Origin of the sequence: Paenibacillus sp. PK3_47, from assembly GCF_023520895.1 — a bacterium.
In the GTDB taxonomy this organism is placed as follows: domain Bacteria; phylum Bacillota; class Bacilli; order Paenibacillales; family Paenibacillaceae; genus Paenibacillus_AQ.
The window spans coordinates 2,604,372-2,620,604 of sequence record NZ_CP026029.1; the positions used below are offsets into that span (position 1 = coordinate 2,604,372).

General features: G+C 48.4%; 16 protein-coding genes. 4 read left to right on the top strand and 12 right to left on the bottom strand.

Going from position 1 to position 16,233, the window contains the following annotated elements; genetic code table 11:
• Positions 1–375 precede the first annotated feature (375 nt).
• Together C2I18_RS11635 and C2I18_RS11640 are read left to right on the top strand one after the other, a co-directional pair.
• Positions 376–2,475, top strand: coding sequence for a 5'-nucleotidase C-terminal domain-containing protein (locus C2I18_RS11635; protein ID WP_249902090.1), 2,100 nt, complete (start codon positions 376–378; stop codon positions 2,473–2,475).
• A 141-nt stretch (positions 2,476–2,616) separates the two neighbouring features.
• Positions 2,617–4,110, top strand: coding sequence for a peptide MFS transporter (locus tag C2I18_RS11640; protein WP_249901338.1), 1,494 nt, complete (start codon positions 2,617–2,619; stop codon positions 4,108–4,110).
• A gap of 72 nt (positions 4,111–4,182) precedes the next feature.
• On the opposite strand, the gene C2I18_RS11645 is transcribed toward C2I18_RS11640, so the two are convergent.
• On the bottom strand, positions 4,183–4,554 hold the full coding sequence (locus tag C2I18_RS11645) for a FlxA-like family protein (RefSeq protein ID WP_249901339.1): 372 nt from the start codon (positions 4,552–4,554) through the stop codon (positions 4,183–4,185).
• A gap of 227 nt (positions 4,555–4,781) precedes the next feature.
• On the opposite strand from C2I18_RS11645, the gene C2I18_RS11650 reads away from it, so the two are divergent.
• Together C2I18_RS11650 and C2I18_RS11655 are read left to right on the top strand one after the other, a co-directional pair.
• Positions 4,782–5,588: a class I SAM-dependent methyltransferase gene (locus C2I18_RS11650; RefSeq protein WP_249901340.1), complete on the top strand. Its 807-nt coding sequence runs from the start codon at positions 4,782–4,784 to the stop codon at positions 5,586–5,588.
• Positions 5,589–5,752: 164 nt separating this feature from the next.
• Positions 5,753–6,370, top strand: coding sequence for a hypothetical protein (locus tag C2I18_RS11655; protein WP_249901341.1), 618 nt, complete (start codon positions 5,753–5,755; stop codon positions 6,368–6,370).
• Positions 6,371–6,479: 109 nt separating this feature from the next.
• On the opposite strand, the gene C2I18_RS11660 is transcribed toward C2I18_RS11655, so the two are convergent.
• From C2I18_RS11660 to C2I18_RS11710, 11 genes are all read right to left on the bottom strand, one after another.
• A complete protein-coding gene (locus C2I18_RS11660; protein WP_249901342.1) occupies positions 6,480–6,749 on the bottom strand; it encodes a hypothetical protein in 270 nt (89 codons plus the stop codon).
• A gap of 54 nt (positions 6,750–6,803) precedes the next feature.
• Entirely contained in the window at positions 6,804–7,379 is a 576-nt protein-coding gene (locus C2I18_RS11665; RefSeq protein WP_342760341.1) for an ABC transporter permease, read from the bottom strand.
• Positions 7,380–7,513: 134 nt separating this feature from the next.
• Positions 7,514–8,359, bottom strand: a complete 846-nt coding sequence (locus C2I18_RS11670) for an ABC transporter ATP-binding protein (RefSeq protein ID WP_249901344.1) — start codon at positions 8,357–8,359, stop codon at positions 7,514–7,516.
• A 137-nt stretch (positions 8,360–8,496) separates the two neighbouring features.
• Positions 8,497–9,432, bottom strand: coding sequence for a LytTR family DNA-binding domain-containing protein (locus C2I18_RS11675; RefSeq protein WP_249901345.1), 936 nt, complete (start codon positions 9,430–9,432; stop codon positions 8,497–8,499).
• 126 nt (positions 9,433–9,558) lie between these two features.
• Complete coding sequence (locus C2I18_RS11680; RefSeq protein ID WP_249901346.1) at positions 9,559–9,963, bottom strand: collagen-like protein; 405 nt, start codon at positions 9,961–9,963, stop codon at positions 9,559–9,561.
• 120 nt (positions 9,964–10,083) lie between these two features.
• Positions 10,084–10,617, bottom strand: coding sequence for a P-loop nucleotide/nucleoside kinase family protein (locus C2I18_RS11685; protein ID WP_249901347.1), 534 nt, complete (start codon positions 10,615–10,617; stop codon positions 10,084–10,086).
• An 81-nt stretch (positions 10,618–10,698) separates the two neighbouring features.
• Positions 10,699–11,121: a VOC family protein gene (locus C2I18_RS11690; protein WP_249901348.1), complete on the bottom strand. Its 423-nt coding sequence runs from the start codon at positions 11,119–11,121 to the stop codon at positions 10,699–10,701.
• Positions 11,122–11,210: 89 nt separating this feature from the next.
• On the bottom strand, positions 11,211–12,176 hold the full coding sequence (locus tag C2I18_RS11695) for a sigma-70 family RNA polymerase sigma factor (protein WP_249901349.1): 966 nt from the start codon (positions 12,174–12,176) through the stop codon (positions 11,211–11,213).
• A gap of 200 nt (positions 12,177–12,376) precedes the next feature.
• Positions 12,377–13,267 (bottom strand): DegV family protein, encoded by an 891-nt coding sequence (locus C2I18_RS11700; RefSeq protein WP_249901350.1) that lies wholly within the window; start codon positions 13,265–13,267, stop codon positions 12,377–12,379.
• 315 nt (positions 13,268–13,582) lie between these two features.
• Positions 13,583–14,758, bottom strand: coding sequence for a discoidin domain-containing protein (locus C2I18_RS11705; protein ID WP_249901351.1), 1,176 nt, complete (start codon positions 14,756–14,758; stop codon positions 13,583–13,585).
• 153 nt (positions 14,759–14,911) lie between these two features.
• Positions 14,912–16,126 carry a hypothetical protein gene (locus tag C2I18_RS11710; RefSeq protein WP_249901352.1) on the bottom strand — a complete coding sequence of 405 codons (1,215 nt, stop codon included), beginning with the start codon at positions 16,124–16,126 and terminating at the stop codon, positions 14,912–14,914.
• Between the last annotated feature and the right edge of the window lie 107 nt (positions 16,127–16,233).

Genomic DNA, 16,233 nt, shown 5'->3' on the forward strand with positions numbered 1-16,233 from the left:
TTCTATTTTATTACCCTGCTGGAAGAGTATACAACCGGCACCGCAAAAAACACGAAAGAACTTATAATGAGATGACATATTATTCGTGTTTAGAGCATTTCCGGCATTATAAAAGCCCATTTTTTCACATTTAGTTTACATTTCCGTTAAACTCGTCCTATAATTAGAGTATACTTAAAAATTTTAATACACAACAGGAGACATCAACTCATGCACACATCAGCGTTCAAACGTTTTACCAGCTTGTCCCTTCTTGTACTTTTAAGCGTAACCACATTCTTAGGTTCCTTCGCGATTCCGCGTGCTTACGCCGAGGATGCCCCGTCTGAAACTAACATTACGCTGCTCGGTACTTCCGACATTCACGGCCGGTTCATGCCTTGGGATTATGCCCTGGATGGTCCCAATACCACCGGAAGTTTGACCCAGCTGTATACGATTGTAAAAAAAGTGCGCGCCGAGAATCCCAACACCATCCTGCTGGATGCAGGTGACATGATTCAGGACAACTCTGCCGAGCTGTTCAATGATCAGCCTCAGTCCCCGATGATGGTGGCTATGAATGAAATGAACTACGATGCATGGGTAATGGGTAACCATGAGTTCAACTTTGGACTCGATGTACTTGAGAAGATCTCCTCCCAGTTTAAAGGCCAGCCTCTGGTAGGGAATGTGTTCAAAGAGAACGGTGAACGTTACAAGCCGGCCTATACCATTATTGAACGTGATGGAATTAAAGTTGGCGTTATCGGTATGAATACACCCATGATTACCGAATTCGAGAAAGGCACCAACCACCTGGACGGTGTTATTGTCAAAGACCCGGTAGAAGAAACCAAGAAAGCCATCGCCGAGCTGAAAGGCAAAGTCGATGTGATGGTCGGACTGATGCATATGGGCCTCGAAAATGAGAATGGCAAGCCAGGCACAGGTGTTAAAGACATTGCTAATGCCAACCCGGAGCTTGCAGCTATTTTTGCCGGTCACATGCACACCCTCGTTGAATCCGAGACTGTAAATGGCGTACTGATCTCCGAACCGAACAAATACGGAAGTCATATCTCGCGAATTGACCTGACCTTCACAAAGCAGGGAGATAAGGTTGTTTTGAAGAGTAAAGAGGCGAAGGCTTTGGCAGTCAAGAATGCTGACGGTACTTTTGAGGTCTCCGATCCCTCGCTGGAAACCACTCTGCAGCCTTTCCATGAGTTCGCGCGGGCCGATGCTAACATTGTCGTGGCACAGCTGAAAGGCACTAACCTTGTTCCGGCTGATGAAATCAAGGGAATTCCTGCGGTTCAGATTCAGGAGACTCCTCTATCTGACTTTTTCAGTGAAGTGATGCTTTATTACAGCAACGCTGATGTGGTCGCACACCAGATCGATAATGATAAGGCGAAGCTCGATGTAGGCCCTATTAAGAAAAAGGACATTGCCTTCAACTACCAGTATGCACTGGGTGAAGTAACTGTCTATGAAGTAACCGGCCGTGATCTGAAGGATTATATGGAGTGGTCTGCAGGCTACTTCAACTCTACCCGTCCAGGCGATGTCACCGTCAGCTTCGATCCGAAGCGCCGTGCATCCAAGTACAGCACCGACGATTTCTTCGGCGGCGTAACTTATGAGATTGATCTGTCCAAGCCTTACGGCAGCCGGATTACCAATCTGAAGGACAGCAGCGGCAAGGCTATCCAAATGGACGACAAGCTCAAGCTCGGTATGAATGCTTACCGGATGGAGGCGCTGATTGCCAAGGGCGGCGCGCTTGAAGGCAGAACGTTCCCACAGCTCTGGTCGTCCAAGGATGCGACAGCTTTTGGTGAAGACAAGGGTACTATCCGCAACCTGGCGATTTCCTATCTAAAAGATGTGAAGAACGGCGTCTACGAACCGGTCATCCAGCACAACTGGAAGGTAACCGGCGTGGATCTGGATGCTCCGGCACGCAAGGATGTCGTCCAGCTGATCAACGACGGGATTCTGACTGTACCAACAACGGAAGACGGCAAGTACACCAACATTGCTTCCATTAACGTGCTGGATCCGGTCACTGCGGATGAGATTGGTGATCTGTCTGTCAAGGCCAAGGTCGACGCAGCCCAGTTTGCCGGTGTCAAAACCAAGGGTGACTTTTACCAGCAGTTAAATCAGGCGAGACAGGCGGCAACTGTCCCTAAGCCTGAGCCCAAGCCTGTAACACCGGCACCCGTACAGCCAGCTCCTGCACCCTCTCCGCAACGAAGCAAGCCGGGAACAGGAACGGTTAAAGATACGAAGAATGCCCAAGCAAAGGTAACTGCCGCTTACCTGAACATCCGGAGCGGTGCTTCCTCCAAATCCCGGATCATTACTGCGGTTCCACGTGGTACAGTGCTTACTGTCCTCGGAACAGACAAATACGGTTGGGTTAAAATTTCATACAACGGCCGCACGGCTTTTGTCTACGGAAAATATGTAACCCTGCTCCCGTAACACAATTCAGGACAGTCCCTTAAAGGGGCTGTCCTTTTTTCGTTACGCTCTAGTCCAAACCTTTGATGATAACAGTTGAAATTAACCCATATTGGGCATTCTTACTAAGGGATACTCAACATCAAGGGAGGAAGCAGCAGGATGAGCGATATAGACAAGCAGAGAATTGTGGACAGTGTTCCGCAGCGGGGGTTTTTTGGACATCCCAGAGGGCTGTTTACCCTGTTCTTCACAGAGTTTTGGGAGCGGTTTTCCTATTATGGCATGAGGGCTATCCTTGTTTATTATATGTATTACGAGCTGAGTCAAGGCGGACTCGGCATGGACGAGCGCATCGCTCTCTCCATCATGTCTATCTATGGATCGCTTGTCTATATGTCCGGAATTATCGGCGGCTGGCTGGCGGACCGGATATTCGGAGCGTCAAAGGCTGTATTCTACGGCGGCATATTAATTATGCTGGGGCATATTACTCTGGCTATCCCGGGAAGCATTGCGTTATTTTTTGTTTCCATGGTTCTGATCGTACTGGGTACCGGCTTACTGAAGCCTAATGTATCCAGTATTGTAGGTGAGCTCTACAGCGAACATGATGAGCGCCGGGATGCGGGCTTCAGTATCTTTTACATGGGGATCAACCTGGGGGCATTCATCGCTCCGCTGATCGTCGGAACCGTCGGCATGGATTACAATTTCCACCTGGGCTTCAGTATTGCCGCTGTCGGCATGTTTCTGGGATTAATCATCTTTGTCTTTACCCGGAAAAATAGTCTCGGCCTCGCCGGCACACTGGTCGCAAGCCCGTTATCGCCAGCAGAGCGTAAAAAAACGTTCCTGGTCATCGGCACCGGCGCCTTGCTTCTCGCTGTTATCATTGCCATTACGGTTCCGTCAGGCCTGTTAACGTTTGAATCCTTTATCGTAATCGTGGGTATTCTGGGACTTCTGATTCCCACCCTTTATTTTATTGTTATGTACCGGAGCCTGCGGACTACAAGTGTTGAACGATCCCGGCTCATTGCTTATATTCCGCTGTTTATCGCAGCCATTATGTTCTGGGCGATCCAGGAGCAGGGGTCCACCATCCTGGCCAGTTATGCGGATAAGCGTACACAGCTTGATTTTGCCGGGATTCATATCTCGCCAGCCTGGTTCCAGTCTTTGAACCCTTTGTTTATTATTACGTTAGCGCCGCTGTTTGCCTGGTTATGGGTGAAGCTTGGTAAACGCCAGCCGACTATACCAAAGAAATTTGCCCTCGGTTTATTGTTCGCCGGATTGTCCTTCCTGGTCATTCTCCTGCCGGCTTACTTTGGCGGTGAGCGTGCCCTGGTGAATCCTTTATGGCTTGTGCTCAGCTACTTCATCGTTGTGCTTGGAGAGCTGTGCCTGTCTCCTGTAGGACTGTCTGCTACCACAAAGCTGGCGCCCGCCGCCTTCTCCGCCCAGACGATGAGCTTATGGTTCTTGTCCAATGCTGCCGCTCAGGCGATTAATGCACAGATTGCCAGATTCTATTCACCTGAGACTGAGATGCTGTACTTTGGCATAATTGGAGGAGCAGCGATTGTCCTGAGTATTCTGCTCTACGCGTTCTCCCCGAAAATTCAGGGGTACATGAAGGGGATACAATAGACTATTTTCATAAAAAAGGTGCGAAAGAACCGGTCCATAACCGGAATCTTATCGCACCTTCTATATTTTCAGCTAAATCAGCGCATCAAAATGCCCCTCCGCATTTACCGTCGCCGTCCGGGGATCGGTCAGGCCGATGTCTCTGAAGCCTCCCTTTAACTCCGTCCGCGGGAGCACAGGCTGATCCTGTACAGCAGCCGTTAAGGCATCAACGGAAGCTGTGCTCCCGATTCTCTGGGTCAGCTGGGCTTCGATCAGCCGGATTTGCCGCTGCAGCTGCTCCCGGCGGTTCACATTCTCTCCGCCCTGCCCCGCATTCACCCTTTCAAGCTCCATCATCAGCCGGTCCCGCTGCTTCTCCAGGGAACTGACATCGCTCTGTGTGCTGCCGTAAGCCGTAACGGCCTGTACCGGGCTGATGCCTGATACCGTCTGCATTCCCATACGCTGATCCTCCGATCATTTTTTCCCTATCCGGATTGCATACATCCGCAGGTTCTATCAAACCTATTACCCCTCCAGCTCCGTTTTGACAACAACCAGGCGCTAGTATATGGATAAATTTAGGTGGATGGGCTCCCGAATTAATGGTAGATTATTCTATGTTACACCTCAGAATGTGTGTTCGGGATAGTAGGACTAATACTATTATATTTGAGGAGTGTGTCTGCATGAACAAAAATGCTGTGCAAAGAACAAACGTGATAGGTGGCAGCGAAGCTGGTGTTGCTGTATCTGTCGACATGGATAAGGATGTTATTCACCAGACTAACAGCTTATTCTGGGATACTGCGGGAAATGAGATTTTAGGAGCAACATCACTGCCTTTATACGGGGCATTCGTCTCGGAAGAGCAATGCCGGCTCTTCGGTGATGTGTCAGGCACAAAGCTGCTGGAAATCGGCTGTGGAAGCGGTCATTCCCTGCAATATCTGGGTGAGCGAAAAGCGGGTGAGCTATGGGGTATGGATATCTCCGAAAACCAGATTGAGAAGACCCGGCAGCACCTGGAGGAGCACGGGCTTTCAGCACAATTATTCTGTTCTCCCATGGAAGATAAGTGCGGCATACCTGAAGATTATTTTGACTTTGTGTATTCCGTTTATGCCATAGGCTGGACCACCGACCTTGAGGGTACTTTTGAGCGGATAGCATCTTACCTAAAACTGGGCGGCGTATTTATCTTCAGCTGGTCTCACCCTATACATAAATGTGTTGCTGCAGAAAAGGATACGCTTGTGTTCAAAAAAAGCTACTTCGATGAATCCTGGTATTCGGTTGCCCTTGGCGACAGTACACTGACCTTGGCGGACCGCAAACTATCCACCTATATCAATGCTCTGGCAAAAGCGGGATTTGTCATTGAGGAACTGGTTGAAGCGTCGGATGAGGATCTGATGCAGTCGCAGGATAACGCTTTTGCCCGGAAGGCAGGAATGCTTCCGGTTACTTTTGTGATTAAGGCTCGGAAGTTGTAGGATTTCTGGACCTGACCGTTATTAAGGAAGTAAAGCACTTACTTTTTTATATGTTATGAAGAAAATAATATAAAAATTTGAAGCATATAAAAATTAGTCTTTCTTTTGCCGATATAACTATCCTTGCACAAAATACATACAACATAGGATAGGGAGCTGCAGGCATGGACATCTTAGATAGCTTATTAAAAACATTGCCGTTTTTTACCCAGACATTACGTGAAAAGGTCAACCTGCTGGTATATGACCGCACAAAAGTTCTTTACTTCGTACAGACCCGCGGCTTTAATCTGGAACAGAAGGTGAGCGATCCGCTGATCCCGGAGTTCCAGAACTTCGGAGCCCTTACTAACGGACGCGAGCCAAGCCTGGTACATATCGATGAAAAGTTATACGGATTTCCAATGGATACGATTAATATCCCCATTACCAATGACAGCAATGAAGTTGTGGCGGTTCTCTGCGCTACTTACGACCAGAGCAACCAGTATCAGCTTAACGCTGTTGTAGACGACAATCAGCACATCTCGAATGAGCTCATAGATATGGTGCAGAAGCTTTCCGTACACTCCAGAGAAGCTACAGCCGGGATCGAGGCTGCCCTGAAGGACGTTCAGGAATCCATCCGCAAAATGGAGGCAGAAATCAGCCAGATCTCCGCATCAGCGGCGGAACAAGCTTCTCTCGTGGAAGCTTTTACCCGGGTAATTGAGCGCCTTCATGTATCCAGTGAAAAAATGATGAGCGTATCAGGCAATCTGATTGAATACTCCGTGGAGTAATTCCGTCAGGTCATATAGAACAACAGATTTAGCCCCTTTCTGCCACAGCGGCAGAAGGGGCTTTTGACATAAACCGGCGCTTATACAGCTCCGGTTCAACTGGTCCAGACTAGTCGAATAGTGATGTGATACCCAGTGCAGCGAGCAAAAGCACGCCGATCCCCAGCAGGATGCCTCCTGTCAGCGAATACCGGGCTTCCCGCTGAAACGAAGCGGTACCGGGTCCTCCTGGTGCGGGCGGGCCGGGTTTGCCTACCACGCCTTCCTGACCGGTACGCTGGCCGGCACGCCGGCGCTGGTAACCGATAATAAGCAATACAATTCCGAGCAGGCATAAGAAGCTGCCGGGATAGACGAACGCCATCCACAGGTTGCCCATGATACACCTCCCTGCTTAGTTGTCTTGCTTATACTTAACCGGGTGAGCTTTCCTCTACTCATCCTTTAACCGCCGCTGATACAAAACCACAGATACAACCGTCAGTACAACCGTCCAGGCCAGAATAATCAGCAGGGGTTGTAACACATCTCCCGCCGTATAGCCAGTGCCCTGTATCCCCAATAAATTCACCAGCTGACTGCTTGGCATATAGTCCAGCACTTTGAGAACCGGATAATCCTCCTCCAGAACTGCTCCCCAAGGGGCCCCCATGAATATGAATGCCACAGGAAGTATAGCTAAGGAGGCATCCAGCACCGATTTGGAGAATAACCCGCAAATCGTTCCGGCTGCTATGTATAGAATAATTGAAAGAATAACAGCCGCCGCAAATGCCCACATACTGGCCGGCTCATAGCCGAACAGATACACGGCAATAGCCAGATCCACAGCAGATATGATAAAGACCAGGCTGCTTTTACCGATAAGTACGTCCATGGTCGTGGCCGGGGTCAACATTAATGACCGTAAAGTGTTGCGCTCCTTTTCTTCCGCAATCAGGCATGCCTGTGCCATACATGTTACCATCACAAACGATGAATTCAGCAGAAAGCCGATCGCTCCGGGCAAAGACGAGCCTCCGGCCCGAAAAAGAACTGCAAGCATGATTGGTACAATTAAAATAACAGAAATTGCATAATTTCTTGAAAACTCTTTATAATCCTTCACAAATATCGCCCGGACACGCTTTAATGAGATACTCATCATAGTAGCTCACTTCCTGTCATTTTAATAAAAATATCACCCAGACTCGGCTCTTTCGTCTCTATCCGGTCAATTAACCCTGCTTTCATCCAACCGGCAATCTGATCAGCTGTTTCCTCACCAATCGGGAGCTCGTGTGCTTCTCCATTGTTCAGGTCAATACACACTACGTTTTCCCGGTGCTGTCTTTTGAGCTCCTTGGGTGAACCGATGGCCCGGATTTGTCCCTGATACAAAATCGCTACCCGGCTGCACATCAATTCTGCCTCAGCCATATCATGCGTAGTCAGAAAAATTGTGGTCCCCTGCTCATTTAAAAAGCGTAAGCCTTTATAAATATGTGCCGAGTTTACCGGATCCAGAGCCGAGGTAGGTTCATCCAAAAATAATAATTCCGGCTCATGAATAACCGCACAGGCCAACAGGACGCGCTGGCGCATCCCTTTTGATAATAGACTGACTTTCTTTTTGCGCTCTCCGCTCAAGTTAACAAACTGCAGCACCTTATCGATTGCTGATCCCGGCAGATCATATAATTTCCGGTACAGGTTCAGATTCTCCTCAATCGATAACCTCTCATAGAGACCGCTGTTATCCGTCAGAATGCCAAAACGCATCTTTTGTACAGACTGCTGCATCATCTCCGCCGGCTGGTTAAATACATGTACCTGGCCACTTGTCGGTTTTAATTGCGCCGTTAAAATCTTGATTAATGTTGTTTTACCGGAACCGCTCGGACCCAGGAACCCGAAAATTTCACCTTTTGGAATCGAAAAGGACACATCTGCTAACGCATCTTTCGGTCCAAATTTCTTTTGAACACGTTCTACCCGGATAACGTCCATTCACACCACTTCCTTAGCGTTGATGACCTAATTATCTGGAAAATCCATGCTTACAGCCAGCAAAACCCGCTGAAAAGTAGCTTTTATCGCCTGAATGGTACCATTATCTGCTGACTGGTCCGGCATTCCGGCTGTAATTAAACGTTGAGCAGTGCTTTTAACTCCTGCAATTTGGACCGGGATAACGGAACGACGGCATCTTTATCTGTGTTTAACCGCAAGCTGTAGCTGTTCTTCGTCCATGTAATGATCTCTCTTACCTTTTGCAGATTAACGATGTAGGAGCGGTGGCATCTGAAAAATCCGAAGTTTAACAGTCTCTGTTCCAGCTCCGTCAGCGTTAAAGCACATTCGTAATTTTCACCGCCTACATGTACAAGGATCGAACCATTTACACTTTCTATAAAGTCAATTTCAGGCGGATTAAATAAAATCACTTTGTCGTTACGTTTGGTAGATATCTTCTGCAAGGTTATACTGGGCTCATCTTGTTTCTGGACTTCCTGCCTGTCCTCTTCGGAGTCCCGGATATCAAGCGGATGAAATCCGAGCTCGTTAAGCCGGTAGATGGAATCACAGGAAATAAGGGCATCCTCTAAATTCGAGGTTAGAATCAAGATCTGCTTATCGCTTGAGAGGTCATCTACAATCCGCTTAAAATGGCGGCGTTCCTGTTCCTCCAGGTAAAAATAAGGCTCTTCCAGCACAACTGCAGGCTGATACGCAAAAAAGACACGCAGCAATGTCACATACATTCTCCGGGATGGACTTAAATCCTTAATTTTTAGCTTCCGCTCTTCTTTTAATGCAAAATAATCTATTAACACATCGGTATGCTCATGCCTCTCCGTTACTTTAATTAAGAAAGAAATTAGCTCCTCCACCGTTAAACGCATATATTCGCTTTGCCCGGCCCGAAACAGATAATATTGCGCGGGATTCCCCATCTGCTCCATTAAAAGCTGCTTTCGCTTCAAATCCGTTATGATGCCAATGGATTGGCCCGGTGTACTACTGAATTCAATCTCCGGTACAAATACTTTTCCGTCATAAAATACTGGCTGAAATTGCATACCTTCCCCCCGCTTGATTCCTCTATAGGTTATATACAGAAATTATAAGGTTTGGATACCTTTTTGTCAGTTCAGGGTCCACAGCAAAAAGAACAGCCCGCGGGCTGTTCTCTTGATTGTCTGCCTCTAGAAGCATGTGAACGAGCTGATCCGGTTCAAATCAATGCCGAAATATGTCCAGAAGAAACCGGTCCATCTGAACCCTGCAATCGAATTACGCCCGACGAATACCGGGAAGAACCAGAACTGCTCGCCGTTGTTCAGCCAAACGTATGTGTTGCGGAACAGGCAGCGTCTGATCCCTCCGGGGTCGACGGCGAATGCGGAAGCCTGCATCTGCGGTACAAATTGCGGTGGAGGAGACGTTGGCGCTTGAACGCCTCCCGGTCCACCTCCCGGACTCCCCGGAAATCCTCCAGGTCCTCCGCCTGGCCCTCCTCCAGGAAACCCTGGCCCTCCCGGCACTCCGCCTGGTCCTCCCGGAATCCCCGGGAAACCTCCGCCGGGTCCCGGCGTTGGAAAAAATCCCATATGTGATCGCTCCTTTCAACTCATTAGGCATAATCATCATATGCATTCGCGGAGAAGGCGCTTGGGCGGATGCCTATATAAATTTACAGACCAGCCGAAACTATGCAGTCCCTTGATAATCTAGTTGTCTATGACAATTTCTCCTTCATTCTGCGGCTCTTCGAAGCCGTTAAGAAAAACCGTTAACAGCTCCTCTGTAATCGTAAAAGCAGCATTTGCATCAAAACGCTGGCTGCGGATCTTAAGCCGCCTGCGCAATTCAGCCGGGTTCACCTTCAAGTAAAGGAGCCGCCATTGCCCTCCGGCGTTTCCGATAAGCTGCTTATATTCATTTCTCTCTTGTCTGCTCCAAAAGCTGGAGTCCACCACAACCTGTTTGTGGTTTTGAATACAATGCACAATTTGATTACGCATTCTTATATGTGCTTCGTTCAAGAATTCCCTGTACTTGTCAACGGGGTAATCAATCCCGTACCGGCCATTAGCTGCCCATACCTCCTCATCAATGGACAGACGGATATACCCGTACTCCTCCATTTTTTGCGAAAAGGTGCTTTTTCCTGAACCGGCTATCCCGCACATTAATACAACTAAGGGCTTGTCTGGCTCACGTTCTGCATCTATCAAACGCTCCAGCTCCGACTTTTCTAACATTATGTATTCCTCCCCGTACGGCTTTTTGCACTTTATAAAAAAAGAGCCGCACGATCATCCTGTGCAGCTCTTGTCGGTCATTTAGCCTTCAAGCTCAGTATAGATTTGAAAAGTCACGCCGAATTTATCCGTAACATCGCCAAACCCGGGGCTGAAGGGTTCTTCTCTAAAAGCCATATTGACTTGACCCTCCTGCTGCAGGGCTTCAAAAATTGTTCTAGACTGCTCTACCTCGTTTGTTGTGATACAAATGGTGACCCGTTTTCCGCTTTCAAGAGGTGTTCCGGGTGGAGCATCCGACAGCATGAGCTCTGCCGCGCCAATTTTTAACTTGGCATGTGCCACCAGACTCTTCAAATCATCAGTGAACGTATCCGGCATGTCCGGCATGTCACCATAGGTCGTAATGGAGAGGACCTCTGCACCGATGGCTTGTTCATAAAACCGGATAGCTTCGTTCGTGCGCCCTTCCAGAGTGATATAGGGGGTAAGTTTTACCGTCATACATTGTTCCTCCTCAAGTTTGGATTGAACCCGATTTGTGTGATTCATAAATATGACGTTTCTGCAGCCGTAAAATCATCGGTAGCTCTTTAAATTTTATTAAGATCCAATTCAGCCGGCAATCCAAATGTAACGAATAATTCCGCATCAATGAAATGGTGGATATGAGCGATCTTGTTATGGCTAATCTCGAGAACATGAACAGCCCACGGAGCCAGCAGCCCGTCTTGCCCGCCCGGAACATACTGGGCAAATGCGGGACTATTTCCGTTTGCCCGGACCGGCAGCAGCCGGGAACCCAGGCAATGATTGCGTGTTGTATGGTAGAATGTCGAGAGATTCGGACTGCCGTGAACCCACATCGTAAATGGCGGCATCGACAGGCTGCCGTTCTCATTGAATAAAGCTAGTAGGGCATCAATATTGTACTGTTCAAAGGCTTCCACATAACGGGCAATCAGATCTTGGTCTGTTTCGGCATCTGTATGGTGCAATTGATCTGACCGAAGGTTGGACTGGCTGATTGTCGCCCTCGCCCGCTGCAAAGCGCTGTTAACCGCAGCTGTGGTCATCTCCATCGCTGCCGCGGTCTCATTGGCTGACAACCGGAAGACATCCTGCAGGATCAGGACGGCACGCTGCCGGGGCGGCAATAATTGCAGGAGTGCAATAAAGGATAACCGGATCGTCTCTCTGCTGATCAGAAGATTAGCCGGGTCGTCAACTATATCAGGAGCCGGCCATATCCAGGACTCCCGGGGCAAGTTGTCCCTGGGCTCTGTTATAACGGCAGCCGGTTCCGAGAGATCCATCGGAAGGGCCCGGCGTTTTGCACTCCTCAGCCTGTCCAGGCAGATATTGGTGGCAATCCGGTACACCCAGGCTCTGCGGGAAGAATGCTCCCTGATCTGATCCCAGCTCTGCCAGGCGCGAAGGATGGTATCCTGCACGGCATCTTCCGCTTCAAAAATGGACCCCATCATCCGGTAACAATATCCGGTTAACTCCGAACGCAGCTCCTGGAGCATGTCTATTTCTCCATGCTTTTGGCTCATTTTGCGCTTCCTCCTTTTTTGGCATGGAAAGGCCACCTTAACATAGCTGTTTATCACAATTAATAAGGGATATTATACTAAAAAATCTCACTATCTGGTACCAATCTATGTAAAGCGATATCTATAGGTAATACAAAAAACCAGCAGATCCGCTCGGGACTTGCTGGTTTTGTACAATTCAGTATTCTGCCGGGCTGGACTCAAACACTGAGTACAGGCTCCAGCACTTTATTGTGATCAGGGATGCTGTTAATGGCTGTGTTATTAATCCATGAAAGTGCGAGTGTACCCTCACCCATATGAACGCCTACGACCGGAACAAAAGTCATGATTTCTGTCCGCACAGAAGGCGACATTTCCTGGATAGCCGACTCCAGAATCAGCGCCTCTTCCCTATTGTTGGCATGCATAATGCAAATATCCTGGATTAGCCCGATATCCTTCTGGAGTGTCTCCAACAACCGTTGCTTCGTCTTCTTAAAAGTGCGGATTTTATCCACGACAACAATTTTACCCTCATCGAACTTCAGCAGCAGATGAATCCGCATCAGCTGCCCCAGCAGTAGCTGAGAACCGGAGAGCCGCCCGCTGCGGTGCAGCTGGCTCAGGCTGGCCGGGATCAGATAGAATGACATCTCTTTAATGATGTTCTCAATTCTGCTCTTGATCTCCAGCGCAGAGCAGCCTGCCTGCTGCCAGTGGATGCCGCGCAGAATCATCTCACGGATCGGGTAAGCGCCTACTTTTGAATCAATGCTGATTACGTTAACTCCAGCGATTTCTGCCCCCTGCATCGAGGTATGGTAAGTACCACTCAGCTCGGAGGAGCAGTGTATCACAATAATCTCGTCATACTCTTCTTTCAGGCGCTCATATAATTCCACGAATTCACCAATCGGCGGCTGGGAGCTGCCGACCTTATCATTCTGGCGCATTTTATCATAGAATTGATCGGCGTTGATATCGATACCTTCTTTATAACATTCATTATTAACAATCAGACGGAGCGGAACAATATAAACATGGTTATTCATGGCGAATTCAGAATCAATTGTGCTAGTGCTGTCGGTTACCCAGGCGATGGATTTCATAGTCACTACTCTCTTTCGTGAGGGATTGGCTACGATCAGAAATCAGCAGCTTTAACTATCTGTATATTCATAAATTATACAGGAAGCTAAGTATCCATATAGTGATTACGAGAGGATTCAGGCACTTTTTTTCTACTTAATTCGACATATATTCACATTATACATGATAAATATACCTATTAAAGAGCAGTCTCTGTATGGTATGTAAAGGCGGTCAGAGCTGCCGGAAGCGCAAGTCATTTTCGTTACTCCATAACGGCACACACCTGCTCTAATCCCTGTCTGTAAAAGAGTACGCCGCCTCCCTTTCAAAATTCACATAAGCACAAGCAATTCTGACACGCAGGTATCAGCAAACTTTTTTCCCGGATAGGCCGACAGTATGGTTAACTTCATTTTACTGACCTCATGTTCGATCTGCCCCATATGCTGCGAAAGCAAATAGATGCTGTTCTGGTCTGCAGCTTTCTTGGAATCAAAAGGCAGGTCTGCAAGATTAACATCTTCCGTTATCCATTCTGACTTATTATTAGTCTTCACCAGGTACGATAAGCGGATAGTTTTGATCCTTGCATTGTTCTCGTAGGTCTCCTTGCTTTTCATATAACCATTAATAATCCGTACACCCTCTACATAGGTACCTTGTTTAAACTCCAGAGTAAGGGTCTCCCCGATCCCTGTTCCTTTGGCGCCCTCAGCCCAAGCTGTGTTCAGCTTCCCGTCAAATATATTTGTAATTTTGTACTCTTTTCCCAGCTCCGTAGAGGCAGTTGCGCTCTTGAACTGATTTACCGGTATTTTAGAGGCTGTAATATGTCTGGATAATAAATACGCCTCATACTCATACTTGAACTCAAGCCGGCCAAGTTTCTTCAAATCGGCATTTTCCAGCTGGAGTTTAAGCAATCCTTTTTCGGTTTCTTTTGCGGAGGGAAGTGAGAATTGGAGAGAAGATCCGCCTTTTCTGACAATGTCGCGGTAATCCAATGTGATGTTTAGTTTGCCGGCTTTCCCATTCCCCCAATAGCCTGCCGGTGCCGCATCGTAACTGAAATGCCGGTCCCCGGACAGCAGTAACGGCTGACCAGAAATCATCCAGTCGTAAAATCCGGCGTTTACCGAATATCGTACTGTAAGCTTTTTGGTTTCTCCCTTTGCAAAATGAATGTCAGTTATGTATTCGCGGGTGACTTTCTGGACGATATATTCATCATCTATTACTTGGTTTACAGTTTTGGTTGTAAGCTTATTTTGTATGGGAAGTACTGTGGTGCCATCGGTAATCCGGAAATTATCTGCTCTGAACTCACAATTCGGTTCGCAGCCATGCTCATTCACGTAGAAATCAACAGGAAAAATATACGCCGTTGTATCAGCTCCGCCTTTATTAAGCAAAGTATACGCTGCAGTGATTTCTACCGTATCTCCCTTGATAATAAAAGACAGATTTTCCTCTTGAAGAAGAATATCTTTCTTCTGGGTGAATCTCATTCCCCCTCCTTCAACATTTGGCGATATATCCCCGGGGCCGCCGTTGGCTGTCGTATGAAGCGGCATGGCAACAAGAGCAACTATTCCGGCAATAAGCAGGACAGATAATATGCTGGTGAATTTACGGATAGCGGATCACCTCTTTAGTGGAAGTTAATAATCACGTGCGGCATCGAACCAGCCTTGAGCCATCTCCTCCGGTATGGGCCGGCCAATGTGGTGATTGGATTGACTGAGCTGCCATACGGCTTCGCCAAGGTCTTCTCTTTCGGCGGTTTCAATTCCTTTGAGGGTATTAAAGCGAACGGTAAAGGCGGTAATGGCCGCCTCAGCATCGGCCAAGCTGCGGGCCTCGGCCAAGGCTGCTAGTGCAGTGTTGTACGCTTCGTTAGCCGTCTTCGCCAGACGTTTTGGCCAGGCTGAGAAAGGGCGGCCATATTCAGCCGTCCACCACTCCGGCTTCCGCAGCTGACTCACTGAAGCATGATCTCCCCATGGGCGGGTATTGGCGCGGGTTTTCAATTGCTGTCTTAGACGTTTGCCAACGGTCTCCTCCACATTATAAGCGATGAATCTGTCGAGTAACGGCCACGTATCCAATGGAGGCAGTCTCTCCAGATCAGGCATGAAGCGCAGCTCCAGATTGGTTAAACGGGCCTGCCGGGCCAACAAGTCCAACTTACAGAAGTTCCCCCACAGACTCAGCGAGTCAAGATTCGGAAAACGGTCCAGGATGTCCAGCGAGATCGGCTGTCCTAACGGCGTGTTTTGCAGCGTCAGGCTTGTTACCTGCTGCAATTCTCCCATGTCAGGCAGCATAAAAGGAGGATCACTCCTGCGCCGGCTGGTACGCGGGGCCAGTGTCAAAGAAGACGGCAAAATGCCAGTGGCCGATAATCGTGACAGATCGCCGGACACTTTCAGATGGCAGGCCTCCTTTGGAAGCTTAAAGCTCATCCGCGCTGACGAATGGTCCAGATCCATATGCAGGCCATGAATAATGGACCTGCTGGCGTCCACCACCGTATCGGCAGACATGACCGGAGTCCATGCCATTTCTTCAATAGGACGTGTCTGTGCCCAATCCAGGAAGCCTGTGTCGCTGCCCGTATAATGCAGAAACCGCGGCCATGGCGACCCCGCCGGCGTAGCAAAGATATCGAATACGTTCCAATTGATCTGCGCGTCTGACGCTACGTGAAGGTCTGCTTTTTTGCCCAATTGCGATGGTCCGATAGACAGGCTTCCCACGCCGGGTTTCCTGACAAGAGTGTGGCTGCGGGGACCCGTCAGGTCGATGGGATAACTGCCTTCCTCGCTTACAGCAGCAGAAGGACGGGCTTGGTTATCGTTAGGCACTTCGATCATCCTTTCTTCTACTTTTAATCCGTATGCGGCACTGTCGCTGCTTATAAACTTTTCCTATTTTACTATAAAATGTGGTACCTTTTCATGGTGCTTAAAAAGAAAAAGTA